Raw genomic sequence first — 12,825 nt, 5'->3', positions numbered from 1 at the left:
TTGAACATTTGGGACCGCCGCCCGGCAACGGGCGGCGGTTTTTTTTACTAGGCCATGGCGGAGCGGGGCGTGCCGTCGCTCTCCGTCGCCTCCAGTGTCTGCGTGATCGCCGGATTGAGCGGATCGATCACCTCGAAGGGCCGCTCGACCTTGTCCGGCGCCTCGCGCATCCACATGCGCAGGCCGGCGAAACCCGCGAGCACTAGCGCGATCGCCGCCATGAAGTAGAGCAGCCCGTCGATGTCGAAACGCGCCATGATGCCGGCCCCGACCAGAGGCCCGAGCGCCGAGCCGAAGCCGCTGACCAGGATCAGTCGCCCGCTGACCGCGACCACCCGGTCGGCCGGCATCCGGTCGAGCGCATGGGCGACGCAGACCGGATAGAGCGTCGACATGAAGCCGCCGAGCAGCGCCGCAACCGGCAGCACCGCGAGGAGCGAGCGCGGCATCGCCACCAGCAGGATCACCGCCGCCGCATAGCCGACCGCCAACCCCGCCAGAACGAGGCGGCGATCATAGCGATCAGACAGGCGCCCGACCGGCACCTGGAAGGCGAGCCCGCCCAGCACCGCGACCAGCATGAACAGCGCGATCGTCTGCTGCGGCGCGCCGTTGCTGAGCATCCAGGCCGGCACCAGCGCGTAGAAGGCGCTGGTCACGATGCCGCTGACCACGCAGCCGACGACGGAGAGCGGAGCCTGCCGGGACAGCTCGCCGTAGCGCAGCTTCGCTTCAGGCTTGAGGCCGGGCGCTTCCGCCCGCGTCGTGCTGACCATCACCAGCGCCAGCGCGAAGAGCGCGATGACGACCTGGAACGCCCCTGCCGCCTGGATCGTAAGACCGGCGACGGCGAGCTGGCCGATCGCCAGCGCCACGAAGGTCCCGACCATATAGGTCGAGAAGATGCGGCCGCGCTGGTCCGGCATCGCCTTGGCGTTGAGCCAGCTCTCCGTCGTGACGAAGAGCCCGACGCAACCGATGCCGATCACCACCCGGCAGGCCGCCCAGATCAGCGCCGAGGTCCAGAGCGGCATCAGCGCGGTCGCGACCACCACCAGCCCGGCGAAGGCCGTATAGGCGCGTATATGGCCGACACGCTGGATCACCCCGCCGCTCGACACGGCGCCGATGGTGAAGCCGACGAAATAGGCGCTGAGCACGATGCCGGTCGCGGCCGGGCCGAAATCCTCGAGCGTCAGCCGCAAGGACAGGAAGGTGTTGAAGAAGCCGTTCGCGAGCTGCACCAGGCTGGTCGCGGCGATCAGCGTTCCGATCTGAAGCAGCATCGGCCAATCCCTGCGCGGCGGCCGACTATGGTCGGCCCGATCGGCACAGGGCTAGACGGCGAATGTGGGCTCAATGCGTCAAGCTCTCCCCGACGCGGCGGCCTGCCGAGCGCCGGCGGAAACGCCCGGCTCAGCTCTGGCGCCCGCCCTTCGGCAGCAGGAAGGTCAGCAGGCCGAAGGCCGGCAGCCAGGCGCAGATCTTGAACACCTCGATGATGCCGATCTTGTCGGCGAGCAGGCCGATGCCGGCCGCCGCGACGCCGCCGAGCCCGAAGGACAGGCCGTAGAACAATCCGCCGACGAGGCCGACCCGGTGCGGCACGAGGTCGATCGCATAGATCAGGATCGCCGAGAAGGCGCTCGACATGATGAAGGAGACGACGATGCTGAGCACGCCGGTCCAGAACAGATCGGCATGGGGCAGCATCAGCGCGAAGGGCAGCGAGCCCAGGATCGACAGCCAGATCACCCGGTCGCGGCCGATCCGGTCGCCGATCATGCCGCCGACGATCACGCCGATGGCACCGACCACGAGATAGAGGAACAGCATGATCTGCGAGAGCTGGATCTCGATGCCGAAGCGCTCGATCAGGTAGAAGGTGTAGTAGGAGGTGAAGGCGGCGGTGTAGCCGTTCTTCGAGATCAGCAGCATGACCAGAACGGCCATCGCCAGCAGCACGCGCCCGCGCGGCAGGCCGTGGCTCGCGCTTTCCTCGACATGCACCGACGACGACTTCTGCTCGCGCCGCATCGCCGAATAGCGCGCGCCGAGCCAGCCCATCACCAGCATCGCCACCAGCACCACGCCGGAGAACCAGGACAGGCTCGCCTGCCCGCGCGGCATCACCACGGCGGCAGCCAGCAGCGGGCCGACGGAATAGCCGATATGGCCACCGACCTGGAACACGCCCTGCGCCAGCCCCTGCCGTCCGGCCGCGGCATGGCGCGCCATGCGCGTCGCCTCCGGATGGAACACCGCCGAACCCAGCCCGATCAGCCCCGCCGCGAGCAGCACCATGGCGTAGCTATGGGCGAAGGAGAGCATCAAGAGGCCCGCCAGCGTCGAGCACATGCCGGCGACCATCGCATAGGGCCAGGGCTTGCGGTCGGTGACGAAGCCGAGGATCGGCTGCAGCAGCGACGAGGTCACCTGGAAGGCGAGCGTGATCAAGCCGATCTGCACGAAATCGAGCTGATAGTTCTCCTTGAACAGCGGATAGAGCGCCGGGATCATCGACTGGACGAGGTCGTTCAGCAGATGCGCGACGCTGAGCGCTGCCAGAACCGGCATCAGCGGACGGCGAGTGGCGGATTGCAGCGGGATCGTGGTCATAATTCAGGCAATGACCTTGCTTTTGTTTGCGGTCAACGGGGGCGAGAGCATGACGCCTATGGCTGCAAGGCTGAGTTGCAATGCAGCATCGGGCTCAGGCGCAGCTAACCTCATCGGCAAGCCCCATGAAACCTGCTATCGCCGCACGGATTTCACCCTGGCATCCTCATGACCGCACGCACCGCGACCCTCATCGGCTTCTGCGCCATCCTGCTCTGGTCGACGCTCGCGCTGTTCACGGCGATGTCGGGCCGCGTCCCGCCCTTCCAGCTCGTCGCCATGACGTTCGTCATCGGCGGCCTGCTGATCCTCGCGATCACGGTTTTGCGCGGGCAGCTCTCGCGCATCCGCCCGACGCCGGCCTCCTTCGCGCTCGGGCTCTACGGCCCGTTCGGCGACACCGCGCTCTACTATGCCGCGGTGAAGACCGCTCCGGCGGCCGAGGCGAACCTGATCCATTACCTCTGGCCGCTCCTGATCGTCCTTTTCGCCGCCTTGCTGCCGGGCGCCGGTCTCAAGCCTCGCCATCTCGTCGGGGCGCTGATCGGGCTGGTGGCGACCGGCCTTCTGGTGTCCGGCGGTCTCGGCAACGGCGGCGGGCTGGCGCTCGGCCATGTGCTGGCCGCGCTCGGCGCTTTCGTCTGGGCGAGCTATTCGGTGGCCTCGCGCCGCTTCGCCAATGTGCCGTCCGAGAGCCTCTGCGTGACGATGCTGGGCTGCGCCGTGCCGGCGCTGGCCTGCCATCTCGCCTTCGAGACCACGCTCTGGTCGCTGACCGCGACCGAATGGGGCGGCGTTCTCGGTCTCGGCCTCGGCTCGATCGGGCTCGCTTTCGTCGTCTGGGATATCGGCATGAAGCAGGGCGACGTCGCGCTGCTCGGCGTCGCCTCCTATGCCGCGCCGGTGCTCTCGACGCTGATCCTCGTGCTGTTCGGCTATGCCCCGGCGAGCTGGCTTCTCGCAGCGTCCTGCGCGCTCATCGTGGTCGGGGCGCTGGTGGCGAGTGGGGGTGGGCGGAAGGGCTAGAATCTCAAGCGATGACACGCTTCGTCATGGTCGGGCTTGTCCCGACCATCCACGTCTTCCTTTGTCGAGGGCGGTGTTCAGGACGTGGATGCTCGCCACAAGGGCGAGCATGACGGCCGTGCGGCTCGCTCAGTTCCGCCGCAGCAGCCGCTCCAGATAATCCAGTTCTTCCGCCGGCCGCAGTGGATCACCGAGCCGTTTGCGCAGCTCCTCCAGGATGCGTCGCGCCCGCTGGGTCGCGCTCTCGTCGGCGCCCGGCACCTTGACCCGGCCATCGGCCCAGTCGCGCTGGCGCTGCGGCCGGCCGAGCGGATCCTCGCTCCCGCGCTGCTGCGCCGAAGGCCGGCCCTGCTGGCGTCCGTCCGGCTCGCCATAGGCCTGCCCCTCGCCTTCGCCCTCGCCGGGCTGCCCCTGCATCTGCTGGGCGAGGTTCTGCCCGCCCTTGCGCAAGGCTTCGAGTGCACGGCCCTGCGCATCGAGCGCGCCTTCGCCCTGCCCTTGACCGAGCTGGCTTTCGGCCTCGCGCATCGCGTCCTCGGCCTCGTCGAGCTCGCCGTTCTGCGGCGCGCCCATGCCGCGCATCCGGCGCTGCAGGTCCTGCAAGCGCTCGCGCAGGGCTTGCTGGCGCTGCGACAGGCCCTGCCCCTGGCCGTTCTGGCCCTGCATGCCCTCGCCGCCTTCGCCGTCCTCACCCTGCTCGCCGGGCTGCTGCCCCGGCTGCTGGCCGCGCTGGCCCTGTTGGCCGCGCTGCCCTTGCTGACCTTGCTGGCGCTGGCCGGGACGCGCCTGCTGCTGGCCGGGGCGCTGGCCGCGCTGGGTCTGGCCCTGCCCCTGCTGGCGGCGCTGCTCGTTCTGATAGGTCTCGTCGCGCAGGTTCTGCTGGTCGCGCGTCATCCGGTCGAGATCGCCGAGCGCCTGGTTCATCTCGCGCTGGCGCGGGTCCTGCTGGCCGGGGCGCGCCATCTGGAGATTGTTGAGCATCCGGTTGAGCTCTTCCATCAGGCGCTGGGCCTCGGCCATGTCGCCGCGCTTCGACAGTTCCTCGATGCGGTCGAGCATGTTCTGCAGGTCGCGCGGCGTCACCGTCCGGAAATTCTCGGGCAGACGGGCCTGGTCACGGTCGCCGTTCTGCTGTTGCTGGCGCATCATCTGTTCGGCGAGCTGGCGCATGAAATTGTCCATCGCACGGCGCATCTCGTCGGTGAGCTTCTTGATCTCCTCCTCGGAGGCGCCGCGCTCCAGTGCCTGCTGCAGGTTCTCCTGCGCCTGCCGGAGCGCCCGCTCGGCATCGGACATGTCGCCGTCCTCAAGCTGGAGCGCCATCGCCCACATCAGCTCGGAGACCTCGCGCAAGGCGTCGTCGCCGGCGGCGCGGCGCAGGCGCTCGGTCAGCATCCGCATGCCCAGATAGACACCGGGCTCCTTCATGAAGAGACCGGGCTCGATCATCAGCGCATCCATAGCGAGCTGCACCCTGGAGCGGTCCTCGACATCCATCACGAGCTTGCGGCGCTGTTCGACCAAGGCCTTAGCCAGCGGCTTGGTGAAGGTACGCTGCGGCAGCACGACCTCGAGCGGCTCGCTGCGGCCTTCCTGCCCGGCATCGTCCCGGGCGATCAGCACCATCCTGACCTTGGCGCCGGCCCAGGGATGGGCGGAGAAATCGACCGTGCTCTTGTTCTCGTCCTCACCCGAGGCGGAGGACGGCACTGCAAGGCTCTGCTTCGGTGGCTCGACCAGCGAACGACCGCCCTTGGCCGCGTCCGGGCGCGAGACATTCACCTCGATCGAGGCGATGCCGTAATCATCCTTGGCCTTGTAGGTGATGCCCAAGCCGCCCGATTGCGCGCCGGTCACCGGCTTCGGCGGATCGGTGAAGGCGATGGTCGGCGGCTGGTCGGCGACCGAGGTGATGTTGAGCGTGGTGCCGGGTGCGCCGCTGCCGGTGAGCTTCAACGTGCCGTTGCCGGCGAGCGTGAAGCGCTTCTCCAGAACCGCCTGCTGCGGCCCTGACGGCTGGGCTGGCTTTGCGGGCGCGGCCTTCGCCTGGGCATCCTTGCCCTCGCCCTCCTTGGCCTCGGGCTTGATCAGGTCGAGCCGGCCGGTCGTGGCGACGTCCATGCTCGTCTTGCCGGCGATGCGCACGACGATGACCGATTTCTCGGGCGCGCTCAGATTCGGGCTCGCCAGCTTGGCGAAGTCGATCAGGATCGGCGGCAGGCGCGTATAGGCCGGCGGATCGATCCAGGCGTCGATCCGGGTCGAGGCGGCGATGGCGGAAGGCCCTTTCCAGTCGAAGGCGGCGGAGAGGCGCTGCGTGACCTCAGGGCCCGCGACGAAGAAGCCGGTGATGGCGGCGAGCAGCGGCACGGCGCGCAGCGCCCGCCGGTCGTGGCCTGCCATGCGCGGCTGCGGCGGCTGAACGCGCAACGACGCGACCTGCCGGCTCTGACGCTCGACATGCAGTTTCCAGAGGGCCTGCGAAACCGGATCGGCCGAGCCGATCGCGAGATTGTCCTCCAGCGAGGACGCCGGGCGATGGCCGTCGGCGAAGGAGCGATCGAGCCGCGTCAGCGCATCGCGATGCGTCGGCAGGACGAGGCGGGCGACATGCCAGAGGCTCGCGGCGAAGGCCCCGGCGAAGGCGAGCACGCCGACGACACGCCCGTACCAGGGCAGATGCGTCCACAGGCCGAACCAGGAGACGGCGAGGAAGGCGAGGACAATGCCGAGCGGCAACCAGAGCCGCGGCCAGAGCCGCTCCCAGCCGAGCGAGAGGCGCGAGGCCAGCGCGAGACGGCTGAGCCGCAGCCGGATGCCGTCGATCGTGTCGGGCGCCTTGCGGCGCTCTGCCTCGCTCATGCCATCGCTCCGGGCAGCCCCCATTCCTGTCTGAACTCGCCTGACCCAGTCAGGCTAGCACGCGAATGTGGCATTGCCAGCGCGAAGAGGCGCCAACGCACAGCGCTCCGCCTTTCGTGAACGGAGCGGTGCTGGGTGGGACTGATCAGGCGAACCAGCCGGGCAGCTTGTCCGTACCGATGAGCTCCTCATAGCTCTGGCGCGGCCGCGTCACGGCATACTGGTCGCCCTTGACCATGACCTCGGCCACCAGCAGGCGCTGGTTATAGGTCGAGGACATCGAGGCGCCATAGGCGCCGGCCGTCATGAAGGCGACGAGGTCGTTCTGGCGGAGCTGCGGCAGTTGGCGCCCGGTGGTGAAGGTGTCGCCCGATTCGCAGATCGGGCCGACGACGTCGTAGGCCAGCTCCGGCCCGCCGATCGCCGGCTCCGCCACCGGCCAGATCTCGTGATAGGCCTCGTACATCGCCGGGCGGACCAGGTCATTCATCGCGGCATCGACCACGAGGAACTGCTTGGTCGGGCGTGGATTGAGATGCAGCACCCGCGTCAGCAGGATGCCGGCATTGCCGACGATCAGGCGGCCGGGCTCGAAACCGAGCTCGACATCGAGCCCCTTGGTCACCTTGGCGACCATCTCGGCATAGGCCTCGATCAGCCCCGGCCCGTAGTCGAACGTCTTCGGGATATCGTAGGGGATGCCGAGTCCGCCGCCGAGATCGAGCCGGTCGACGCGGTGGCCCTCAGCCCTGAGGTCGCCGAGCAGCGCGACCATCTTGGTGTAGGCCGCCTCGAAAGCGTCGATCTCGCGGATCTGGCTGCCGATATGGACCGCGAGGCCCATGATCCGCACGCCGGGCATGTTGGCCGCGCGCGAATAGAGCCGGCCGACCTCCTCGAAGGAGACACCGAACTTGTTCTCGGAGGAGCCGGTCGTGATCTTGGCATGGCCGCCGGCGCCGATATCCGGATTGACTCGGAACACCGCTTCCTGCCGCTTGCCGAGCTGGCTTGCGACCTTGGAGAGCAGGTCGAGCTCGCTCTCGCTCTCGATATTGACCTGGTAGAGTCCGGCCTCAACCGCGAAGCGCAGTTCCTGCTCGCTCTTGCCGACACCGGAGAACACGATCTTCTCGGGCGGGATGCCGGCGGCGAGCGCCTTGCGCACCTCGCCTTCGGAGACCGTGTCGATGCCGGCGCCGAGCGCGCCCAGCGTCTTCAGCACGCCGAGATTGCCGTTCGCCTTCATGGCGTAGAAGACATGGGCCTTGCCGGCGGGCGCGGTCGTCTTCATCGCCGCTTCGAACAGCTTGTAGTGCCGCTCGATCGTCGCGCTCGAATAGACATAGACCGGCGTGCCGACCTCGGCCGCGATGCGCTGGAGATCGACGCCCTCGGCATGGAGCGAGCCGTCGCGATAGGCGAAATGATGCATGGGATGAGCTCGCAGTCAGGCTAGGCAGGCGTCAGTCTCGGGCGGAGCGAAGCGCGCACCTGAGCCCGACGCAGGGTATGAATGTCGCGACGGCGCCGGCCGTCACATCAGCGAATCGAGGACGAAGGGCTTGTCCGGTACGGTGATAGCCTTGTTGGCCTTGGGCGGCTTCGCCAGCACGGAGGCCGAGCCCAGCGAGGCCGGATCGTTCTCTTTCGCGCCGATCTGGTCGTCAGGCAGGTCGATGGCGCCGGTCGCATTGGGCGGCGCCTCCAGCGGCCCCTTGCGCCCGCAGGCGGCGAGCGCAACAGCCAGCAGGCCGACGACCAGCAAGGTGCGGCCGAGTTTCAGGCGGGAATCAAGCACGAAAACGAACCCTCGGGCGAAACGTGGCGGGACCTTAGCGGAGGATGCGGCGGAGCGCGAGCGCTTGTGACTGCCCCTCTGTCATTCCGGGGCTTCGCGTAGCGAAGAGCCCGGAACCCACGACTGGGTGAGACATCTATTGTCCGTTGCAGGCGGCTCGCCCAGTCGTGGGTTCCGGGTTCGCGCCTACGGCGCGCCCCGGAATGACAACCGTGAGTCGCGACGGTCAGATGTCGACAGGCTCTAGCCCTTCGCGAGCTGTTTCAGCCAGCGACGGGCCTGCTTGCGGACATTGGCCGGGGCCGTGCCGCCATAGCTGACGCGGCTCTTCACCGACTGGTCGACGCCGAGCACGGCGAAGACGGCCTCGGTGATCTGAGGCTCGACGGCCTGCATCTCGGCGAGCGAGAGCTTCTCCAGGCCGACCTTCTTCTCGGAGGCGATGCCGACGAGGCGCCCGGTCACATGATGCGCGTCACGGAACGGCATCTTCAGGACGCGCACCAGCCAATCGGCGAGATCGGTCGCCGTGGCGTAGCCGAGGCCGGCGGCCTTCTTCATCACCTTGAGGTCGGGCTGCATGTCGCGGACCATGCCGGCGGTGGCGGCAAGGCAGAGCGACAGCGTCTGCAACGCGTCGAACGTGCCTTCCTTGTCCTCCTGCATGTCCTTCGAATAGGTCAGCGGCAGGCCCTTCATCATCGTCAGCAGGGCCTGCAAGGCACCGAAGACGCGCCCCGCCTTGCCGCGCACCAGCTCGGCCGCATCGGGATTGCGCTTCTGCGGCATGATCGACGACCCCGTCGAGAAGGCATCCGAGAGCCGGACGAAGCCGAACTGCGGCGTCGACCACAGCACGATCTCCTCGGCGAAGCGCGACAGATGCATCGCGCAGATCGAGGCGGCCGAAAGCGTCTCCAGCACGAAATCGCGATCCGAGACCGAATCGAGCGAGTTCGCCGTCGGCCGGTCGAAGCCGAGGGCCTTCGCCGTCATGTGCCGGTCGATCGGGAAGGAGGTGCCGGCGAGCGCGGCCGCACCGAGCGGGCATTCGTTGAGGCGGGCGCGGGCATCGCGGATGCGGCTGCGGTCGCGGCCGAGCATCTCGACATAGGCGAGCAGGTGATGGCCGAAGGTGACCGGCTGCGCCGACTGGAGATGGGTGAAGCCCGGCATCACCGCGCCGGCATAGGTGTCCGCCTTCTCGGCCATGGCGAGCTGGAGGTCGGCCATCTGGCCGTCGATCTCGTCGAGCGTGTCGCGCACCCAGAGCCGCATGTCGGTCGCGACCTGGTCGTTGCGCGAGCGGGCGGTGTGCAGGCGGCCGGCGGCGAGGCCGATCTTGTCCTTGAGATTCGACTCGACGTTCATATGGACGTCTTCGAGTGCCCGCGAGAACGTGAACGCGCCGCTCTCGATCTCGCCCTCGACCTTTTTCAGGCCGGCGATGATCGTCGCGACATCCTCCTTGGTCAGGATGCCGGTCTCGGCCAGCATGGCCGCATGCGCCAGCGAGCCGCGGATGTCCTGGCGCCAGAGCTTCTGGTCGAAATCGATGGAGGCGTTGATTTCCTCCATGATGGCGTCGGGACCTGTGGCGAAACGCCCACCCCACATGCGATTGCTCACGACGGTCTTTCCTGCTTTTGAGGACGCATAATGACGTCTGGAAAAAAGATCGGACTGGCCCTCGGGGTCGTGGCGGCGCTCGGCCTCGCTGGCGTAGCCGCCTTCTACTCCGTCCGGGGCGATGCCGGCAACGGATCATGCAGCGCGGCAAGCGCGGCGGTCGCGCGCATGAAGCCGCTGGTCAAGGGCGAGGTCGCGGCGGTCGAACTGCGCACGCGACCGCAGCCGGCCCCGGCGCTCGCCTTCACAGGGCCCGACGGCCAGCCGACGACGCTGGCAGCGCTGAAGGGCAAGACGCTGCTGGTCAATCTCTGGGCGACCTGGTGCGCGCCCTGTCTGAAGGAAATGCCCTCGCTCGACGCGCTCCAGAAGGAGATGGGCGGGCCGGATTTCGCGGTCGTCGCGATCAATATCGACACCCGCAATCTCGACAAGCCGAAGACCTGGCTTGCCGATAACAGGATCGCCGCCCTGCCCTTCTACGCCGATCCGCAGGCCGCGACCTTCCAGGTCCTGCGCGCGGCCCACAAGGTCGAGGGCATGCCGGTCAGCTTGATCGTCGACAAGGCCGGCTGCGAGCTCGGCATCATCCAGGGGCCGGCCGACTGGGCGAGCACTGAGGCAAAGGCGCTGATGAAGGCCGCCATCGGCCGCTGATCCGGCCTGCGCCCGCCCGCTCAGCCCCGCGCGCCCGCCGCTGCGGCGGTGAACGCGGCCGCGGGGCGGTCGGCACGTCCTTCCACACGCAATGGCGGCGCCTTGCCCTGCTTGTCCTCGCCCATGTAGAGCGTGACGTGCGGGAACGGGATCTCGATGCCGCGCCGGTCGAAGATCTCCTTGATCAGCTCGTTATAGGCGCGGCCGGCGCCCCATTGCGCGCCCGGCAACGTCTTGATGCGCGCCCTCACCGTGATCGCGGAATCGCCGAAGGCCGTGATGCCCTGCATGTCCAGCGGCCCGATGATCTTCTCGCCATGCTCGGTCTCCCTGAGCCGCTCGAAGGCCTCCTCCATCGCCTCCTTCACCTCCGGGATGTTCTCGCGATAGGCCACGCCGATCTCGGCGACATGGAAGGAGAAGCCGCGCATCATGTTGGAGACGTGATCGACCGAGGAGAACGGGATGAGATGGACCGTGCCGTCGAGCGAGCGGATCGAGACCGAGCGGATGGTCAGCCGCTCGACCACGCCGGACTTGCCGCCGACCTGCACCACGTCGCCCTCGTTCATCACATTCTCGAACTGGATGAAGACGCCGGTGATGATGTCCTGCACCAGCTTCTGCGCGCCGAAGCCGATCGCCAGGCCGAGGACGCCGGCGCCGGCGAGCAGCGGCGCGATGTTGAGCCCGAGCTGCGCCAGCACGAGCATCACCACCAGCACGGCGAGCGCCACGGTGAAGGCGTTGCGGAAGAGCGCGAGCAGCGTCTTCTCGCGCGCCGTCGGCACGGTGCCGAAATCCGGATTGAGCCGGTATTCGACCCAGGACAGCATGGCGACATAGATCGCCAGTCCGATGAGCGCGATCAGCCCGGCCGAGACCAGCGCGCCCGCGAGCCGCTGGCCCGATGCGCTCGACAGCCAGGCCAGGATGTCGAGCAGCTGCCAGGCCTGCGCGATCATCAGCAGCACGCCGAACAGGATCAGCAGGCGCACGAACTGCATCACGCGCGGCGCGAAGGCCCGCAGGCGCGGCTCCAGCAGCGGCAGGCGCAGCCGCACGTCCTCCGGCAGGCGCACGCTGATATTCACCAGGCGCGAGACGAAGGCGATCACCAGCCCGCCGATGATGCCGATGGCGACCGACTCGACGGTGGCGCCGAGCACGAAGGGCAGTGCGCGCAGCGGGTTGACCAGCCAGACGAAGAACACGCCGACGAGATAGAGGATGGCGACGACATGCCAGAACTGCCCGGCGAAGTGGCTGGCCTGCGCCAGCAGGTCGTGCCGGCCGGCCTCACGGGCCGCGAACAGCCGGCGCCTGACCTGAACGCGATTCTGCAGGATGATCAGGATCGCGATGACCAGGGCGCTCATCACGACGAGGACCTTGAGCGCCTGAACCGGAGCAGGCGGCAAATAGAGCCCGAGGACCGGCGCGACGAACAGGAAGGTGTAGCCCAGCAACGAGACCAGCCGCGCCAGCCAGAAGTACCAGTAGGCAGCGGTGGTGTCGTCGAGCGGCATCAGCCGCATCGCCGGATGGCGCGGTTCCAGAACCGCCCGCATCGCCACCTTGACGAGTTCGACCGCCAGGAAGGCGTTGAGCAGCAGCGTTTGCTCCAGCGTGATGCGCCCGGTGGTGCCGACCAGGTTGAGGACGAGCAGATAGCCCGCCCCCCAGGCGAGCGCGACGCCGGCGAGATCGACGGCGACCGCGACGAGCAGGCCGAGAGACCGCGCCGGCCAGGAAAGGCCGGCGACCCGGCGGGACAGGGCCGTCTGGAGCCGTTCGGCGAGCAGGCGTGCCATCAGGAAGCTGCCCAAAATGGCGGCGATGACGAAGCCGAGCGCCAGCCCGACATCGCGCAGCCGCACCATCTCGAACCGCGACTGGCCGGAGACGACGCTACCTAGCTGGCGAAACGTCTGAACCGCCGCGGACAGGGCGGCCGCGCTCTGCTCGGCGAACGCCTTGGTATACTCCGCAATGCCGCGGGCGAAGCCGGATTCCGCCTCGGCCGGTGCCGCGGCAACCTCACCGTTTTCCTGGCCGACCTGCCGCTGCTTCAACCGTTGCAGCAGCTCGGTGCGCAGCCCGTCATCCTCGAGAATGCGGACGAGATCATCGAGCGACGAGGGGGATGCCTGCGCGGGAACGGCAGTCGTGGTCACTGGAGGCGGAGTTCTGTCCTGAGCCGAAACAATACTGCCAAATGCCATCAGGGC

9 protein-coding genes are annotated in these 12,825 nt (G+C 68.1%); 2 read left to right on the top strand and 7 right to left on the bottom strand.

The window, feature by feature from the left end; all coding sequences use genetic code 11:
- Nucleotides 1-47 precede the first annotated feature (47 nt).
- Both ACODTJ_RS02495 and ACODTJ_RS02490 read right to left on the bottom strand, forming a co-directional pair.
- Complete coding sequence (locus ACODTJ_RS02495) at nt 48-1,286, bottom strand: MFS transporter (RefSeq protein WP_454655661.1); 1,239 nt, start codon at nt 1,284-1,286, stop codon at nt 48-50.
- 130 nt (nt 1,287-1,416) lie between these two features.
- On the bottom strand, nt 1,417-2,619 hold the full coding sequence (locus ACODTJ_RS02490) for an MFS transporter (protein WP_454655660.1): 1,203 nt from the start codon (nt 2,617-2,619) through the stop codon (nt 1,417-1,419).
- Nucleotides 2,620-2,787: 168 nt separating this feature from the next.
- Between ACODTJ_RS02490 and yddG the strand changes: the two genes are divergently transcribed.
- Nucleotides 2,788-3,645: an aromatic amino acid exporter YddG gene (gene yddG, locus ACODTJ_RS02485; RefSeq protein ID WP_454655659.1), complete on the top strand. Its 858-nt coding sequence runs from the start codon at nt 2,788-2,790 to the stop codon at nt 3,643-3,645.
- A 129-nt stretch (nt 3,646-3,774) separates the two neighbouring features.
- On the opposite strand, the gene ACODTJ_RS02480 is transcribed toward yddG, so the two are convergent.
- From ACODTJ_RS02480 to argH, 4 genes are all read right to left on the bottom strand, one after another.
- Complete coding sequence (locus ACODTJ_RS02480; RefSeq protein ID WP_454655658.1) at nt 3,775-6,507, bottom strand: TIGR02302 family protein; 2,733 nt, start codon at nt 6,505-6,507, stop codon at nt 3,775-3,777.
- A 145-nt stretch (nt 6,508-6,652) separates the two neighbouring features.
- Nucleotides 6,653-7,942, bottom strand: a complete 1,290-nt coding sequence (lysA, locus tag ACODTJ_RS02475) for a diaminopimelate decarboxylase (protein WP_454655657.1) — start codon at nt 7,940-7,942, stop codon at nt 6,653-6,655.
- A gap of 102 nt (nt 7,943-8,044) precedes the next feature.
- On the bottom strand, nt 8,045-8,308 hold the full coding sequence (gene lptM / locus ACODTJ_RS02470) for an LPS translocon maturation chaperone LptM (RefSeq protein WP_454655656.1): 264 nt from the start codon (nt 8,306-8,308) through the stop codon (nt 8,045-8,047).
- 243 nt (nt 8,309-8,551) lie between these two features.
- Complete coding sequence (gene argH, locus ACODTJ_RS02465; RefSeq protein ID WP_454655655.1) at nt 8,552-9,937, bottom strand: argininosuccinate lyase; 1,386 nt, start codon at nt 9,935-9,937, stop codon at nt 8,552-8,554.
- 30 nt (nt 9,938-9,967) lie between these two features.
- Between argH and tlpA the strand changes: the two genes are divergently transcribed.
- Complete coding sequence (tlpA, locus tag ACODTJ_RS02460) at nt 9,968-10,594, top strand: thiol:disulfide interchange protein TlpA (protein WP_454655654.1); 627 nt, start codon at nt 9,968-9,970, stop codon at nt 10,592-10,594.
- A gap of 20 nt (nt 10,595-10,614) precedes the next feature.
- Here the strand turns inward: tlpA and ACODTJ_RS02455 are convergent, their stop codons facing one another.
- On the bottom strand, nt 10,615-12,771 hold the full coding sequence (locus ACODTJ_RS02455) for a mechanosensitive ion channel domain-containing protein (protein ID WP_454655653.1): 2,157 nt from the start codon (nt 12,769-12,771) through the stop codon (nt 10,615-10,617).
- Between the last annotated feature and the right edge of the window lie 54 nt (nt 12,772-12,825).

The organism is Allobosea sp. FG18, from assembly GCF_057809495.1.
Note: the sequence above shows the minus strand (reverse complement) of the source record. Positions and strands in the feature narration are given on the sequence as shown.

Coding starts and splice junctions, on each gene's coding strand:
- tlpA (WP_454655654.1), top strand. CDS start 9,968: ATGACGTCTGGAAAAAAGATCGGACTGGCCCTCGGGGTCGTGGCGGCG.
- ACODTJ_RS02490 (WP_454655660.1), bottom strand. CDS start 2,619: ATGACCACGATCCCGCTGCAATCCGCCACTCGCCGTCCGCTGATGCCG.
- ACODTJ_RS02480 (WP_454655658.1), bottom strand. CDS start 6,507: ATGAGCGAGGCAGAGCGCCGCAAGGCGCCCGACACGATCGACGGCATC.
- yddG (WP_454655659.1), top strand. CDS start 2,788: ATGACCGCACGCACCGCGACCCTCATCGGCTTCTGCGCCATCCTGCTC.
- ACODTJ_RS02495 (WP_454655661.1), bottom strand. CDS start 1,286: ATGCTGCTTCAGATCGGAACGCTGATCGCCGCGACCAGCCTGGTGCAG.
- lysA (WP_454655657.1), bottom strand. CDS start 7,942: ATGCATCATTTCGCCTATCGCGACGGCTCGCTCCATGCCGAGGGCGTC.